Origin of the sequence: Cupriavidus sp. L7L (assembly GCF_004353535.1) — a bacterium.
GTDB lineage: Bacteria > Pseudomonadota > Gammaproteobacteria > Burkholderiales > Burkholderiaceae > Cupriavidus > Cupriavidus oxalaticus_A.
The window spans coordinates 301,487-316,963 of record NZ_SMNY01000024.1 but is presented as its reverse complement, the minus strand read 5'-3'; the positions used below and the strand labels follow the sequence as shown (position 1 = coordinate 316,963).

The 15,477-nt window shown below is 68.0% G+C and carries 16 protein-coding genes and 2 pseudogenes; 4 read left to right on the top strand and 14 right to left on the bottom strand.

What is annotated here, in order from left to right:
* Positions 1-6: 6 nt before the first annotated feature.
* The 4 genes and pseudogenes from pcaD to E1J61_RS23600 all read right to left on the bottom strand — a co-directional run.
* Positions 7-789 (bottom strand): 3-oxoadipate enol-lactonase, encoded by a 783-nt coding sequence (gene pcaD / locus E1J61_RS23615; protein ID WP_133096405.1) that lies wholly within the window; start codon positions 787-789, stop codon positions 7-9.
* 14 nt (positions 790-803) lie between these two features.
* On the bottom strand, positions 804-1,082 hold the full coding sequence (catC, locus tag E1J61_RS23610) for a muconolactone Delta-isomerase (protein WP_029048466.1): 279 nt from the start codon (positions 1,080-1,082) through the stop codon (positions 804-806).
* 32 nt (positions 1,083-1,114) lie between these two features.
* A complete protein-coding gene (locus tag E1J61_RS23605) occupies positions 1,115-2,254 on the bottom strand; it encodes a muconate/chloromuconate family cycloisomerase (protein ID WP_133096404.1) in 1,140 nt (379 codons plus the stop codon).
* A 113-nt stretch (positions 2,255-2,367) separates the two neighbouring features.
* Positions 2,368-2,666, bottom strand: a pseudogene (locus tag E1J61_RS23600) (LysR substrate-binding domain-containing protein); the annotation flags it as partial.
* Position 2,667: 1 nt separating this feature from the next.
* Here E1J61_RS23600 and E1J61_RS23595 point away from each other — a divergent pair.
* From E1J61_RS23595 to E1J61_RS23580, 4 genes and pseudogenes are all read left to right on the top strand, one after another.
* Positions 2,668-3,168: pseudogene (locus E1J61_RS23595) on the top strand (SDR family oxidoreductase); the annotation flags it as partial.
* Between the two features lie 117 nt (positions 3,169-3,285).
* Entirely contained in the window at positions 3,286-4,389 is a 1,104-nt protein-coding gene (locus E1J61_RS23590) for a mandelate racemase/muconate lactonizing enzyme family protein (RefSeq protein ID WP_133096403.1), read from the top strand.
* Between the two features lie 314 nt (positions 4,390-4,703).
* Positions 4,704-5,084, top strand: a complete 381-nt coding sequence (locus E1J61_RS23585; RefSeq protein WP_133096402.1) for a hypothetical protein — start codon at positions 4,704-4,706, stop codon at positions 5,082-5,084.
* 156 nt (positions 5,085-5,240) lie between these two features.
* Positions 5,241-6,041 carry a GntR family transcriptional regulator gene (locus E1J61_RS23580; RefSeq protein WP_133096401.1) on the top strand — a complete coding sequence of 267 codons (801 nt, stop codon included), beginning with the start codon at positions 5,241-5,243 and terminating at the stop codon, positions 6,039-6,041.
* 20 nt (positions 6,042-6,061) lie between these two features.
* Here the strand turns inward: E1J61_RS23580 and E1J61_RS23575 are convergent, their stop codons facing one another.
* The 10 genes from E1J61_RS23575 to E1J61_RS23530 all read right to left on the bottom strand — a co-directional run bounded on the left by E1J61_RS23575 (position 6,062) and on the right by E1J61_RS23530 (position 15,472).
* Complete coding sequence (locus E1J61_RS23575; RefSeq protein ID WP_133096400.1) at positions 6,062-7,129, bottom strand: porin; 1,068 nt, start codon at positions 7,127-7,129, stop codon at positions 6,062-6,064.
* A 193-nt stretch (positions 7,130-7,322) separates the two neighbouring features.
* Positions 7,323-8,693 (bottom strand): 3-hydroxyacyl-CoA dehydrogenase, encoded by a 1,371-nt coding sequence (locus E1J61_RS23570; protein ID WP_133096399.1) that lies wholly within the window; start codon positions 8,691-8,693, stop codon positions 7,323-7,325.
* Between the two features lie 4 nt (positions 8,694-8,697).
* A complete protein-coding gene (locus E1J61_RS23565) occupies positions 8,698-9,504 on the bottom strand; it encodes a crotonase/enoyl-CoA hydratase family protein (protein ID WP_133096398.1) in 807 nt (268 codons plus the stop codon).
* A gap of 67 nt (positions 9,505-9,571) precedes the next feature.
* Positions 9,572-10,540, bottom strand: a complete 969-nt coding sequence (locus E1J61_RS23560) for a PDR/VanB family oxidoreductase (protein WP_133096397.1) — start codon at positions 10,538-10,540, stop codon at positions 9,572-9,574.
* A gap of 34 nt (positions 10,541-10,574) precedes the next feature.
* Complete coding sequence (locus E1J61_RS23555) at positions 10,575-11,579, bottom strand: tripartite tricarboxylate transporter substrate-binding protein (RefSeq protein WP_133096396.1); 1,005 nt, start codon at positions 11,577-11,579, stop codon at positions 10,575-10,577.
* 46 nt (positions 11,580-11,625) lie between these two features.
* Complete coding sequence (locus E1J61_RS23550) at positions 11,626-12,864, bottom strand: Rieske 2Fe-2S domain-containing protein (protein WP_133096395.1); 1,239 nt, start codon at positions 12,862-12,864, stop codon at positions 11,626-11,628.
* A gap of 1 nt (position 12,865) precedes the next feature.
* Entirely contained in the window at positions 12,866-13,870 is a 1,005-nt protein-coding gene (locus tag E1J61_RS23545; protein ID WP_133096394.1) for an amidohydrolase family protein, read from the bottom strand.
* A 5-nt stretch (positions 13,871-13,875) separates the two neighbouring features.
* Entirely contained in the window at positions 13,876-14,277 is a 402-nt protein-coding gene (locus tag E1J61_RS23540) for a RidA family protein (RefSeq protein WP_133096393.1), read from the bottom strand.
* Positions 14,278-14,288: 11 nt separating this feature from the next.
* Positions 14,289-15,041: a GntR family transcriptional regulator gene (locus E1J61_RS23535; protein WP_133096392.1), complete on the bottom strand. Its 753-nt coding sequence runs from the start codon at positions 15,039-15,041 to the stop codon at positions 14,289-14,291.
* Positions 15,038-15,472 carry a hypothetical protein gene (locus tag E1J61_RS23530; RefSeq protein WP_133096391.1) on the bottom strand — a complete coding sequence of 145 codons (435 nt, stop codon included), beginning with the start codon at positions 15,470-15,472 and terminating at the stop codon, positions 15,038-15,040. Before E1J61_RS23530 ends, E1J61_RS23535 begins: the two co-directional genes overlap by 4 nt.
* Positions 15,473-15,477 lie beyond the last annotated feature (5 nt).

Below are 15,477 nucleotides of genomic sequence, written 5' to 3'. Positions count from 1 at the left end.
CCGGTATCAGGCCTCTGAAACGAAGTTGATCACCGCGTCGGAAAACTCCGCCGGCGATTCCCAGTTCGACAGATGCGCCGCATTGAGCGCGAGGTAATCGGCGTTGGCAATGCCTTCAGCCAGCTCGCGCCCCTGTTCCGGCGTGGTGGCGGCATCCTGGACGCCGGCGATCACCAGCACGCGCGCATCGATGCCGGGCAGCAGGCCGCGCAGGTCGGCATCGCGCACCGCGGCGCAATTGGCGACATAGCCGTCGGCATCGGTCGAGGCGAGCATCGACAGCACCGGTGCCATGCGCGCCGGATCGCCGGCGAGCGCCGCCGGAGTGAACCAGCGGGCCAGCACGCCCTCGGCGATGGCCGCCATGCCTTCGGCCCGCACGCGCTCGATGCGCGTGTTCCAGCCGGAAGCCGGGCCGATCAGCGCCGCGGTGTTGGCCAGCACAAAGCGGCCGAAGCGTCCGGGGTGATGACGTGCCAGCCAGATGCCGGTCATGCCGCCCATCGACAGGCCGCAGAAATGCGCGCGTTCGACGCCGGCATGGTCCATCACGGCCAGCACGTCGGCGCCCAGTTCGGCCATGCCGAACGGCGCGTCAGGCACGGCAGAGGCGCCGTGGCCGCGCGTGTCGTAGCGCAGCACGCGTAAGCGCTCCAGCAGCGCCGGCATCTGCGGGTCCCACATCGACAGGCTGGTGCCGAGCGAGTTGGACATGACCAGCGCCGGCGCGCCGGCCGGGCCCTGGAGTTCGTAGTGCAGGCGCAGCCCGTCACGGGTGGCAATGCTCATTAGGGCGGCCTCTCTCAGCGAATCGAAGACGGATGCGGCGCCAGCGGCGTGACGGCGATCTTCATGTACGGGAACAGCGGCAGGGCCGACAGCAGGTTGTGCAGCGCCTCGTTCGACTCGACGTCGAACACGCTGTAGTTGGCATACTCGCCGACCACGCGGTAGAGGTGCAGCCATTTGCCCTGGCGCTGCAGGTCCTGCGCGTAGGCCTTCTCGCGCGCCTTGATTTCGTCGGCCTGCGCGGCGGGCATGTCGTGCGGCAGGTTCACGTCCATTCGTACCAGATACAGCATCGGGTTCTCCTTGTTCCAGTCTGATGGTGATTTCAGGCGCGACGATAGTGCGCCAGCTTGTCTTCGTCGAGCGCGATCCCCAGCCCGGGCCCTTGCGGCAGGTGCAGCGCAAAGTCGCGGTACACCGGCCGCTCCAGCACGATATCGTCCTTCAGCAGCAGCGGGCCGAACAGCTCCGTGCCCCACGCCAGTTGCGGCAACGTGGCGAAGCCGTGGGCCGCGGCGATGGTGCCGACGCTGCCTTCCAGCATGGTGCCGCCATACAGCGCGATGCCGGCCGCGTCGCCGACCGCGGCGGTGCGCAGCATGCCGAAGATGCCGCCGGACTTGGCGATCTTCAGCGCGAACACGTCGGCGGCGCCGAGGCGGGCCAGTTCCATCGCGTCCTCGGGACCGCACACGGCTTCGTCGGCCATGATGGGCACGATAAAGCGCGCCGCCAGCCGGGCCAGCGCGGCGCGCTGCTCGCGCGGCGTGGGCTGCTCGATCAGGTCGATGCCGGCGGCTTCCAGCATGGCGATGCCGGTGGCGGCATCCGCTTCGTTCCAGGCCTGGTTGACGTCGACGGTGACCCGGGCACGGTCGCCCAGCGCGCGCTTGATCGCCGACACATGGGCCACGTCCTCGCGCACGCTGCGCCGGCCGATCTTGAGCTTGAAGGTGTCGTGGCGGCGCTCGGCCAGCAGGCGCTCGGCCTCGTCGATGTCGCGCGCGGTATCGCCGCTGGCCAGCGTCCACAGCACCGGCAGCGTTTCACGCACGGCGCCGCCCAGCAGCGTCGCCAGCGGCACGCCCAGGCGCTTGCCCTGCGCGTCGAGCAGCGCGGTCTCCAGTGCCGACTTGGCGAAGCGGTTGCCGCGCGCCACCTTGTTCAGCCGCGCCATGGCGGCGTGCACGTTGGTGGCATCCTGCCCCAGCAACGCCGGCGCCAGGTAAGTGTCGATAGTCAGCTTGATGCCCTCGGGGCTTTCATCGCCGTAGGACAGGCCGCCGATGGTGGTGGCCTCGCCGATGCCTTCCACGCCGTCGGCGCAGCGCAGGCGCACGATCACGAGGGTCTGCCGCTGCATGGTCGCCATGGCGAGCTGGTGCGGGCGGATGGTCGGCAGGTCGACCAGGATGGCCTCGATCGACTCGATGGCCGTGGAACTGGATTGTGTCGCCACTTTCATACCTTCCTGATGCAGTTGAACGTTGCATCGGAGTATGGATGGCTATTTTTCAGCTGTCCAAGACCGTTGTCGTCTGATTTGATACCTCAAAAGTATGGATTGTCGACGGCGCCTTATTCCTTCTGCGGGGGCAGGTAGGCCATGCCTCCTCGTAGAGCTGGTAGATCATGTCGCGCAGCGAGTGCAGGTCGGCCGACTCGTCCATCATCCGGGTGCTCATGATGATGGGCGACACCAGCTTGGGATCATCCAGTTCCTTGTAGGTCACGTCATCCCGCTTCAGCCCGTAGACGCTGCTGGGCACCACCGAGATGCCTTCGCCCATCGCCACCAGCCCGAGCGCGATCTGCAGCTCGCGCACCTCATGCAGCCGGCTTGGCTTCAGTGCGCGGTCGTGGAAGGCAGCCAGCACCACGATCTGGGCCAAGCCCTACCAGTTCTACGAAGAGGACCAGGTCGAAGCCGGGATCCGGCGCTCGCTGTTTCCGACGCTGTGGTGCTGCCGCGCGGTGCTGCCGGGCATGGTCGAGCGCCGGCAGGGCGTGATCGTCAACGTGTCGTCGATCGCCACCCGCAGCATTCACCGCGTTCCTTATGCGGCGGCCAAGGGCGGCGTCAATGCGCTGACGGCCAGCCTGGCCTTCGAACACGCGCACGAAGGCATCCGCGTCAACGCCATCGCCACCGGCGGGACCGAGGCGCCGCCGCGCAGGATTCCGCGCCACACCGAAGCGCAGAGCGAGCAGGAGGCGGGCTGGTACCAGGCCATCGTCGACCAGACCCGCGAGAGCAGCCTGATGCACCGCTATGGCACGATCGACGAACAGGTGCATGCGATCCTGTTCCTGGCATCGGACGAAGCGTCCTACATCACCGGTACGGTCTTGCCGGTCGGTGGCGGCGACCAGGGCTGAGCGCGAGCGGTTGAGCCAGCCAGTCCGGCGCGGCTGGAGAACACGCGCTCGCCTATAGTGAACGCAGCCAAGCAGCAGCCGGTCCTCGGGGGCTGCAGCGGCCACGGGAAGCGAGCCATGCGGATTGCGTCGATCGACACCATCGTGCTGCGCGTGCCATTCACGGTCGGCGGGGTCTCCGCCGCCGGCGTGTGGGGCGGGGCGGGTTTGCAGGCCGCCGATTCGCTGCTGGTCAAGGTGACCACGGACGACGGTATCGTGGGCTGGGGCGAAACCTTCGGCTTTATCGGCATCCCGATGGTCAAGGCGGCGCTCGACGAACTGCTGGCGCCCGCGTGCCTCGGCATGGATGCCACGCAGCCCGAGGCGCTAAGCCTGGACCTGCAGCGCCGGTTCCACGTCTTCGGGCGCAGCGGCGCCATGATGTACGGGCTGTCGGCGCTAGATATCGCGCTGTGGGACATCTGCGGCAAGGCCGCCGGCCTGCCGCTGTACCGGCTGCTGGGCGGAACGCGGCGGGAACAACTGCCGGCGTATGCCAGCCTGATCCGCTACGCCGACCGTGAGACGATCGCGGCCAACACGCAGCGCGCGATCGCCGACGGCTACCGCAGCATCAAGCTGCACGAGGTCGACCTCGCTGTCGTACAGGCCGCGCGCGAGACGGCCGGGCCCGATATCGAAATCACGCTCGATGTGAACTGTCCGTGGTCGCTGGCCGAGGCCATCGACATGGCGCGCGCGCTGGCGCCGCTGTCGCTGCGCTGGCTCGAGGAGCCGCTGTGGCCACCGGAGAACTACGCCGGCCTGGCCGCGTTGCGCCGGCAATGCGGCATTGCCGTGGCGGCGGGCGAGAACGCCTCGACGCTGATGGACTTCCACCAGATGCTCGGCGCCGGCGCGGTCGACGTCATCCAGCCGAGCCCGGCCAAGATGGGCGGCATCAGCCCGCTGCGCAAGGTGTTCGCGCTGGCCGAGGCGCACAACACGCAGGTGATGGTCCACACCTTCTACGACGGCCCCGGGCTGCTGGCCAGCATCCATGCCACGGCGGCGCTGGGCGATGCGCGTGCCATGATCGAATGGCGCTACTTCGACATGGAGGCCCGGGTGCTCGGCGATGCGGTGGTGCCGCGGGACGGGATGATTCGGGTGCCAGACGGGCCGGGTCTGGGCATCGATCCCGATCCGGAGGTGATCCGGCGCTACCGGGTCGGATGAAAGGCATCACCCCGAACAGCGCGTGCACCAGTTCCGTGCCTGTCCTGGGCTGGTGACGTCGGCAATCCAACGCAGGCAAAGTTGCCTGCGGCCCAACGGTCTCCGGGAAGTGCAGGGCCGGTACCAACACTACGCCCATTCCGCCACACCGGCGTCCGCGAGTGGCTTGGCTAGCCGCCGGCGTCGATGCCCGCGCCGCACACCCAGAAATGTCATGCGAGGCAGGTACGCTGCACATCCCGCACGGCCTGGCAGCAAACTTGCTTGTTGATTGCATCTGGCCGACAGGGGACATCCATCCGTTGGGAGAAGCCATGCATCAAGCACGCATCACCGCGCACAAAGGGATTCTGGTCGTCGAACTGGTACCTGACCCGGCAAACGGCGACGGCACCTCGACCGACAAGCTCCGCAACCTGGCCACGGTCATCCATGACACAGGACGGCACCTCGGCGTTTCAGAGGAAGCCCTGGCGCTGCTGAAGATGGTGAAGCGCGGCCTCGACCGCATCGGCGACTTTGCCTGGTTCAGCAGCGACGACGGCAAGGATCACTTCGCCTGGCTGGGCGGCCCGAAGCGGCTGGTGAATCCGACGTCGGTGGCGGCTGCCCGGGACTACGCGATCCTTGCCCACCGGGTGATTCCGAACCAGGTGCCGGACGGCGCCAGGATGGCGATCGAGACGAACTTCTGAGTGCGCCGCCGCGCGCACCGGTGTCGAAACTGGCGTGAGGGGAAGCCATCACGGCCCAAAGCGCCGTGCTGTGGCTGGAATGCCAGCGGGTCCATTTGGTATACTTCAACGCAACTTCCTGGCCCTTTGCCGGGCCACAAATACCAACGACCCGCCATGACCCAACCGCAGAAGCAAAGCATGGCCGCCGAGATCCGGGCGGCCATCGAGGCCGAGATCGAAAGCGGTGCGTTGCCTCCCGGTACGCCGCTGGACGAGCGCAGCCTGGCAGAGCGCTTCGGCGTATCGCGCACGCCGGTGCGGGAGGCGCTGCAGCAACTCGCCGTGCAGAATCTCGTGCGCATCGCCCCGCGCGTAGGGGTCTTTGTCTCGCGCATGTCGATCACACAGTTGCGGGAAACGCTGGAACTGCTTGGCGAGCTGGAAGCGGTTGCCGCCAAGCTCGCCGCGCGCCGCATGGACGACGAGCAACGCCTCCAGCTCAAGGCCAGCATGCAGCAGTGCGCCGAGGCGTTCTCCCAGGAAGACGGCAAGAAATTCGCCGAGGCCAATGCCGGCTTTCATGACCTGGTCTACGCCGGCAGCCACAACGAATACCTGGTCGAGCAGATCCAGGGCATCCGCCGGCTGATGCAGCGCTACCGGCCGAAGATCTTCCTGACCCAGGGCCAGCGCCAGCGTGCGCTCGCGGACCACCAGCGCCTGGCCGATGCCATCCTGAGCGGCGACGAGGCCGCGGCGCATACGGCCATGCTGGAACATGCGCCGGTCGGCACCACCGGGTTCTCGGAGTTCCTGTCGACGCTGCCGATGAGCTACCTCGAAACCGACAGCGGACCGGCCGCCGGCATGGCGCCCGCGACCGCCGGCAAGCGAGGCCGGCGCGCCGCGACGGAAGACGAGGGCGAAGCCAGGCCGCGCGCCCGGCGCATGCCGGGCCGCGTCAGCACGGCCTGACTGACGCGCCTCGCCGCCGCTCAGAAGCGGTGCCGTATGCCGGCGGCGACGCCGAACTGGCTGTCCTCGCTGGGCGCGATCCGGTAGGCCGCCGTGGCCCCGTTGAAGTTCTCGAAGTTGAGCGCCGCGTTCTTGGTGAAGGCTGCGCTCAGGTAGACGTCGGTGCGCTTGGACAAGCTGTAGTCGGCGATCATCGTGACCTGCCACGGGTTGGCCGGATCGCCCGCGGCGCCATAGACCGACCTGAGGTTGTCGTAGTAGACCGCGCCGGTCAGCTGCAGCGCGGGGGTAGCCTGGTAGTTGAGGGCGAACCACCAGAGGTCGTCGCGCCCGATGGCGCCGGGCGTCGCGACATCGTTCTTGCCGTAGCGGTACGCGGCCTGGGCCAGCAACTGCGGCGTGACCTGGTAGCGCAGGCCCAGTGCTGCCTTCTGCGTCCGCTGGTAGTCGCCCGCCACCTTCGCGCTGTTCACATTGTCATAGGCCGCCGCAATGCCGAACGATCCGATGCGGTAGTCCACGCCGGCACCGTAGCCCGCGGATCCCGTCATCGAGCCCGGCTGCTCGCCAAAACTCCAGTGCAGTTCCGTGGACAGCGGGCCGAAGTCGCCGTGGTACTTCGCCATATTGTCCTGGCGCAGCCCGGCGCCGGCGATGGTGGTCACCGGTTCGTACAGGGTCGCATACGCGGTGGGCGAGTAGTTGGCCATGGTCAGGAACAGCGACGAGTATTGCCGGCCGAAGGTCAGCTTGTGCCCGCCGGCCGCGAGTCCGACCCAGGCCTGACGCCCGAACAGCCGGCCGCCCTGCGTGGAAATGCCGGTGTCGACGCTGAAGCCGCTTTCCAGCGCGTAGATCGCCTGCTTGCCGCCGCCCAGGTCTTCCACCCCGCGCAGGCCCCAGCGGCTCGGCGACAGGCCGCCTGAGCTGAGCGCCACCTTCGACTTGCCGTCCGGCTGCCCCGTCGCGAGGTTGTTGTTGCTGTACTCGATGTTGGCATCGACCACGCCGTACAGCGTGACCGAAGCTTGCGCCGTGCCGGCCAGGCCGGCCAGGGCGCACGCGATGCCGATGGTGCGATTTCTCATTGCTTTTCTCCTCCAGGGTGAACGGATTGCGCGGCTTATCCCGCCGCTGCATCGGGATGCCATTGCACGAGTGGCGTGAACGAAATGGCTGGAAAAACGGCGTTTTCCGGCGGCATGACCCCGCGCCCGAGGCGCAGCCCCGGCAGGGCTGCCAATCCTTCGGACGGTGTCGGGGTAACGAGGGGTAGAAAACTCAGGCCGTCACGATGCCCGGCTCGAGGTCAGCGAAGCGACGGCCTTCGCGCGCCAGGCGTTGCAGCAGCGGGGACGGGGTCCACCAGTAGCCATGGCGAGCGTGGAAGCGCTCGATATCCGCGCAGACGCTGGCCAGTCCCAGCTGATCCGCCAGGTACATCGGTCCGCCGCGGTGCGCCGGGAAGCCGTAGCCGGTCACGTACACGATGTCGATATCGCTCGCGCGCAGCGCAACGCCCTGTTCGAGCAGTTTCGCGCCTTCATTGATCATGCCGTACAGGCAGCGCTTGAGGATCTCTTCCTCGTCAACCGGCTGGCGCGCGATGCCCAGCCTGGCGGATTCGTCGACGATAAACTGCTCGACCGCCGGGTCGCGTTGCGGCGTGCGGCTGCCTTGTTCGTAGCGATACCAGCCCGCACCGGACTTCTGGCCCAGGCGTCCCATCTCGGTCAGCTTCAGGATCAGGTCGTTCCAGCGCCGGTCGGTGGGGCGGGTGGCCAGCTGCGCCTTGCGGGTCTGGTAGCCCACGTCGTTGCCGGCCATGTCATGCACGGCGAAGATCCCCATCGCATAGCCGAAGCGTGTCAGCGCCTGGTCGACTTCATGCGGCAGCGCGCCTTCCTCCAGCAGGAAGTGCGCCTCGCGCGTGTAGTTGCGGAACAGCGCGTTGCCGATAAAGCCCGGATAGACGCGGGCGAGCACCGAGACCTTGCCCAGGCGGCGTCCCAGCTCCATCAGCGTCGCGATCACGTCCGGCGCAGTCTGCTGCGCGCGCACGACCTCAAGCAAACGCATGACATGGGCCGGGCTGAAGAAATGCGCGCCGACCACATCCTGCGGCCGCTGCGTGACCGCGGCGATGGCGTCCACATCCAGCCCCGAGGTATTGGTGGCCAGGATCGCACCGGGCCTGGCCAGCGCATCGAGCTTGCGGAAGATGTCCTGCTTGAGCGCCATGTCTTCGAACACGGCTTCCACGATCAGGTCGGCTCGTGCCACGTCGGCGAGCTCGACCGAGCCGCGGATCCGCGCAAGCCGCTCGTCCATCTGCGCCTGCTGCAGCCGGCCGCGCGCGACGCTGCCCGCATAGTTGTCGCGCACGCGCTGCAGGCCACGCTCCAGCGCGGCAGGCTCGGCATCGATCACCGTCACGGGAATGCCGGCATTGGCAAGCGCCATGGCGATGCCGCCGCCCATGGTGCCGGCGCCGATCACGGCCACGTGTTCTACCGGGCGCAGCGGCAGTTCCGCCGCAATGTCGGGAATCCTGGAGGCTTCCGCCTGCGCCTGGCGGATGTGGGCCTCGGCGGCGTCGCGTTCCGGCCGGCTCACGGCGTTGCCGGCAAGGGTAGGGGTGGGGTTTGTCATGGCCTCAGTCCTGTTTGCCTGCCGGGGAGACCAGCGGCTGGGCCCGCCCTTCGACGAATTCGCGCAGCCGCTCGGCGGTTTCGGGGGAACGCTCCATGTTCGAGTTCAGGTACTCCATGAACAGGCCGTCGTCATGCGACAGGTCGTTGATGCGCGGCAGCACATTGGTGATGCGCCAGTTGGTGTCGGGCGTATTGCGGGCGATCCTGGCGGCCAGCTCGCGCGCCTTGTCCAGCGCCTGCCCGGCCGGCACAACGTAGCGCACGATGTGCTCGCGCTCGCCCTCGGCCGCCGACAGCAGGCGGCCGGTCAGCATCATGTCGGCCATCACGGTGTAGCCCACCACGCGCTGCACGCGCACCGTTCCGCCGCCGCCGACAAAGATGCCGCGCTGGCCTTCGGGCAGGCCGAAGAAGGCGGATTCATCCGCCACGCGCACGTGCGCCGCGGTGGCCAGCTCCAGCCCGCCGCCGACCACCGCGCCATGCAGTGCGGCCACGAACGGAATGGGACCGCGCGCGATGATGTCAAACACGGTGTGCCAGGAATGCCGCTGGCGCTTGCGTGGCCGCGGGGCGTTGGCGAGGGCGCCGGCCGCGCGCGCCAGCGCTTCCTTCAGGTCCAGGCCCGCGCAGAAGTTGCTGCCATGGCCAAACAGCACGCCGACGCTGGCTTCTTCGCCGGCGCGCACCACGGCATCGCGCAGCGCCCACACCACGTCTTCATTGATGGCGTTGCGCTTGTCGGGGCGGTTGAGGCCGATCAGTGCGACCGGCCCGTCGAGTTCATAGGTAACCAGTTCAGTGCTCATAATGGGAGTTCCAGTTGGCAGGAGCGGATATCGCTCGTTCGTTCATTCGATCGGTGGATGGGGGCGGTCACAGGTCCAGCACCAGCTTGCGGCTCCTGGCGCCGGAGCAGCAGATCATCATGCGTTGGTTCGCGGCCTTGTCCGCCTCGCTGAGCACCAGGTCGCGATGGTCCGGCACGCCGTCGAGCACGCGCACCTCGCAGGTGCCGCAGATGCCCTCCTGGCACGAATACGGCGGCTCGATGCCCTGGCCGAGCAGGCAGTCCAGGATGGTCTGGCCCGCCTGCACTTCGACGCTGCGGCCGCTGCGGGCCAGCTCGACGGTGAAGCCGCCCTCGGTGGCGGCGCTCTCGCGCGCCGCGAAGTACTCGCGGTGGACCTGCGCGGGCGGCAGGCCGGTAGTGGCCTGCTCGAACGCTTCCAGCATCGGCAGCGGGCCGCAGCAATAGACATGGGCGCTGGCCGGCAGCGCACGGACGATGCCGGCGATATCCAGCATGCGCCCGCCGGGCTCGCGGTCGAAGCACAGCTGCACTTCGGCGTTGGCGTCATCGCGCAGCGCCTGCACGGCGTCGAGGAAGCCGGCATTGCGGCGCGTGCGCGCTGCGTAGTGCAGCTGCCAGTGCCGGCCGAGCGCCTGCAGGCGGCGGATCATGCCGAGGATCGGCGTAATGCCGATGCCGCCCGCGATAAACACACTCAGCGGGGCCGACTCCTCGAGCGGGAAGTTGTTGCGTGGGGCGCTGATCGCCAGCGTATCGCCGGGGCGCAGCACCTCGTGCAGGTAGCGCGAGCCGCCGCGGCTGTTCGGGTCCTTGTTCACGCCGATCACGTAGCGGTGCCGCTCGTGCGGCGCGTTGAGCAGCGAGTAGTTGCGGATCAGGCCATTGGGCAGGTGCACGTCGATATGGGAGCCGGCCGAGAACGGCGGCAGCGCCTTGCGCGGCGGCTCGGGCCACAGCTCGTAGCTCAGGATGCCGTCGGCCTCCCAGGCCATGGACTTGACCCTCACCTGCAGTGTTTCGGAATTGCTCATGGTGCTTCCTTCGGTTCTTCCTGTCGGAACGCTGTCATTCCGGGCGGAAGCCGGACGACCTGATGATGGGTTCCCACGTCGCCAGTTCGGCGCGCTGCCGGCGGGCCATGTCCGCGGCGTTGAGGTAGTCGGGCACGACCGACAGGCGCTGCATCAGGAACGTCGCGGTCCCGGGTGCGGACAGGATCTTGCGCAGGGCTTGCTGCATGCGCTCAAGTTCGGCCGGCGGGGTCCGGGCGGGCGCCCACATCGCGGTCCAGCCTTCGGCGAACGGCATGTTCACGCCTTGCTCGGCCATGGTCGGGATCTCGGGCGCCAGCGGCGATCGCTTCGGGCTGAAGATGCCGATCACGCGGACCTTGCCGCTGCGGTGGTACTTCATCATGTCGTCCAGCAGCGTGACGGCCGCGGGCACATGGCCGCCCACCAGGTCGGTGATCATCGGCGGGGTACCCTTGTAGGGCGCCGCGGTCAGCGTGATGCCGGCCGCCCGCGCGAACTGCATGCCGAGGAAGTGGTTCTGCCCGCCCAGCCCGGGCGTGCCGAAGGCCTCGGCTGGATGGCTTTTGGCCCAGCGGATGAACTCCTGCGCGTTCTTGCCGGTATCCGGGCGCACGGCCATGCCCAGCGGGTATGACACCAGCCCGGCCACCGGCGCGAAGTCGCGCCACAGGTCCCACTTGAGCTGCTTGCCGAACACCAGGGTCTGGAAGGTCGGCGTCGCGTTGGGGGCGATCATGTAGGTCAGGCCGTCGGGTTTGGCCGCCATCAGCATGTCGGCCGCAATGCGGCCGCCCGCGCCGACATGGCTTTCGATGATGACGGGCTGGTCCAGTAGCGCGGGCAGCCGGTCGGCGAAGTAGCGGGCGATCGCGTCGGTGCCGCCGCCGGGCGGCAGCCCGAGCAGAATACGGATCACGGGTTTGCCCTGCATGCCGGCATGCGCCGCCGCGGGGGCGGCTGGGGCGGCTGGGGCGGCTGGGGCGGCGATGGCGGCACAGGCCGCCAGCAACAGCCGGCGTCGGCACATGCTTGTCATGCTTGTCTCCGTTTCTCTTTGTCTTTGTTTTCCGTGCCGGCGCGCTTCAGCCCGCCTGGGTCAGCACGCGCCAGTCCGTGCCGGCGGGCAGCACGCCGCCCACCGATACCGCTTGCGCGTAGTCGAGCTCGGGGCTGTCCGCCAGCGTGGGGGTCTTGCCGGCCATGAACTCGCGCACGGACTTCAGCAGCGCCTGGCGCACGCGCAGCACGGCGCCGTCGGCCGAGCACAACTGTTCGGTGGTGCGGTCGGCGATCGGGCCCTGGCCCAGGAACATGGCGAAGTCTTCGGTCCCCAGGTGCTGCGGGAAGCCGGTGGCGTGGCCGCGCCGCATTAGGTCGCGGTTCTGTCCCCAGTTGTTGTCGGGGCCGCCCGGCGGCAGCGGCGGGAAGTCCCACACGTCCGGCGTGGCCGACATCACCGTCATGCCCAGCGGCCGGTGCGGATTGAAGTGGACGAACCAGGCGCGGTGCGTGACGTCGTCGACAGGCGTCGAGAAGAACACCGTGCCGGGACCCTTCGCGTCGGGGGCGCAGATGATCCCGTACCACGGCATCACGAAGTTGTTGACGCGGGCATAGACCTTGTCGTCGGCCAGGGGGCGGATGGCCGCATAACGGTAGCCGTAGGGCCGGTCCTCGAATTCCAGCCGCGGCGCCAGGGCCTGCGTCATGTGCAGGCGCTCGTTGCCGGAGCCGGCGGTGATCTGCGTGGTGGACTCGTGCAGCACGCCGACATGCGAAGAATCCATCGAGGCTTCCACGCCTTGGACCCAGTTGGTCGGCACTTCCTGGCTGGTGACCGAGCGCTGGTCTTCCGGCAGGGTGGTAAATGGCAGGTCGGGGAACTTCGGCGCTTGCTCGCCCTTGCCCAGCCACACCCAGACGATGCCGCCGCGCTCCTCCACCGCATAGCGGTTGACGCGCACGTGCTTGCAGAACTGCGCCTGCTCGCCGGTGTGGTTGGGCGCCTCCACTACCTCGCCGCGGGTGTTGAGCTTCCAGCCGTGGAAGATGCAGCGCAGGCCGTTGTCTTCGTTGCGGCCCATCAGCAACGAGGTCTTGCGGTGCGGGCACAATTCGTCGACCACGCCCACGCTGCCGTCGGTGGCGCGGAAGGCCGCATAGTTGCTGCCGAGCAGGCGCACGCGCACCGGCGCGCCGTCCGCCACCAGCTTGGCCGACGGCACCGCCGGCAGCCAGTAGTGCTGGCGGATCATCTCGCCCATCGGCGCGCCGCCCTCGACGCGGGTGAGCAGGTCGTTGTCTTCGCGGGTCATTGCCATGTCAGCACTCCTCGTCCTTGCGGAAGGCGCGTGAGTAGAGGCGGGTGCAGTTGCACTCGAAGATATTGCGGCGCTGTTCCTCGGTCAGCCAGTCGATGCTTTCGATCACCGGCTTCATGTCGTCGAAGTCGCGGCCCGAGACCGGGTCGCGCGCGCTGCCCGTGCCGGGCTTCTCGGTGCCGAACAGCACGTTGTCGGTGCCGGCCACCTTGAGCAGCAGCTCGATCGCCTCGCGCGAGTAGTTGCAGGTGTCGAAGTACAGGTGCCTGAGCTGGTCGTCGAAGCTGGTGGCTTCGCCCTTGCGCACGTTCCACGCGCGGAAGCGGCCCATCTGGTAGGGAATCGCGCCGCCGCCGTGTGCCACCACGATCTTCAGGTCCGGGTACTTGTCGAACACCTTGGCGCCCAGCAGCGAGACGATGGCGATGCTTTCCTCGTTGATGAACTTCAGCGTGTACGACTCGCGCGCGCTGCAGCTGCCCGCGGAGTGGATCAGGCCCGGCACGTCCAGTCGCGTCATGGCGTCGTAGAGCGGATGCCAGAACGGGTCGCCCAGCCCCGGCGGGGTCGGGCCTTCGCCTTCGGTGGGATCCGGATTGATCAGGCAGCCGACAAAGCCCAGTTCCTTGACGCAGCGTTCCAGCTCGGGCACCGCGCGCAGCGCCGGCGATTCGTCCATGTACTGGGGCAGGCCCGCCACGCCGCGGAAGCGGTCGGGGAACAGCTCGACGAAGCGCGCGATCAGGTCGTTGCAGTGGCGCGACCACAGTTCCGTGACGCGGCCGGGCTTGACCGAATGCATCTGCAGGTAGGGGCGTGGCGAGATGAACTGCACGTCGGTGCCGACGTTGTCCATGCTGCGCACCAGCTCCTCGGCGACCTTGCGCACCGATTCATCGGGGATGCGCGGCGTGGTCGAGGGGTTGGCGCGGCCGCCGACCAGTTCCGCCATGTAGCGGAAGCTTTCGGGGGGCATGACGATGTGGGCGTGGGAATCGATGATCATGGGTTTCAGCCTTGGGTATCGCTGGCCACCACGGCCAGGCATTCGAGTTGCAGCAACATGCCGTGCTGGAGGTCGTGCACGACGATGTGCCGCGCGGGGCGGTCGCGCGGGTCCGGGAAGCAGCGCAGCCATGCGCCGTTGATGGCATCGCGCACGCTGTCGTCCTTCACGTACACGGTGAGCTTGAGCACATCGGCGAGCGAGGCACCGCCGGCATCGAGCACGCCCTGCAGGTTGTGGAAGGCGAGCGCGGCCTGCGCGGCGGCGTTTGGCGGCAGCTCGCCGGTGCGCGCATCCTTGCCGGCGATCGCCGACGTGCAGATCAGGTTGCCCACGCGCGCGCCGACCGGGATCGGAGCCTTGTGCGCGAGGCCGGGAACATCGAGTGAGCGAGGCGGGCGGGTCATGGAGTCCTCTGTCAGGAGATGTCGGCGCCGTGGTCGCCGTCGAAGAAATGGCGGGGCACGGTGGCCAGGAATTCGGAAAAGCCGGTGGTGCCGGCCGGCACGTGCAGCAGCATCGCCTTGCCGGCCTGGGTTTCGTCGCCGGCCTGGATGGCGCGGGCGATCTGCTGGTGGTCGTGCAGCGACCTGGCGATCTGCGCCGGGCTGATGAAGTCGCGCGTGCGGTAGCGCTGCAGGCGCCGGCGCGCGTGGCGGATGTGGTCGGCCAGGAAGTCGTTGCGGCTGCCGGCATAGATGGCCTCGTGGAACACCACGTTGGCGGCCGCGTAGCCGGCGGCGTCGCCGCTGTCGGCGGCCGCCTGGCAGCAGCGCAGACCCTCGTCCAGCGCCGCCTGCACGGTTTCGTCGATGCGCCGCGCGGCCAGCCTGGCGCTCAGCGCCTCCAGTTCTCCCACGTACTCGAGCATCGCCCGCACCCTGGCGATCGACATGCGCGCCACCGTGGCGCCCTGGCGCGGCGACATGCATACCAGCTCGCGCGCGGCCAGCTGCTGCAGCGCCTCGCGCACCGGCGTGCGCGACACGCCGAAGCGGTCTGCCAGCGCGCGCTCGTCCAGCAGCGCGCCGGGCGGCAGCACACCCTTCTCGATCTCATCCTCGAGCGTGGCCCGGATGTCGTTGGCCAGGCCGGCACGTGCCGGGGCGTCAGCAGCGCCGGTGCCTGCCGTCGGGGCGGGCGTGTGCGAGTGAGGAGTGTGCGGAGTCATCGGCGTTTCTTTCTGTCGGGGCGAAGCCAGCTCTGTATGCGAAAAAATATACAACACATGATTTGTGGTATGCAAACATAGATTTCAGGCATCCAGTTAAGTTGAGGCTGATACGCCGCTGGCAAAGTGCTGGTTTCGGGCCCATCGATGCATGCCGTCGCCGCCTCGGCAAGCTGTTGCTCCGGCTCGGAATTCGCAGCAAAGCCTTTGCTGGTGCGGAAAGCGCCTTCTAATCTGTTGCTGCGGAAGCGGCCCGGAAGCAGTGCCTTCAGCGCCGCGCCGCGCTTGGGTGCGCAATCTCCGCCTAGGGAAAACACCGATCGGTGAATGCCAAGAAATTTATGTGGTGTGTTGAAATTGGTGTTCTGGTATGCCAGAATGAATTCAACCAACCCGGTCACGAACCAACCATGGCTGCGTGGGGCCTGCATGGCCC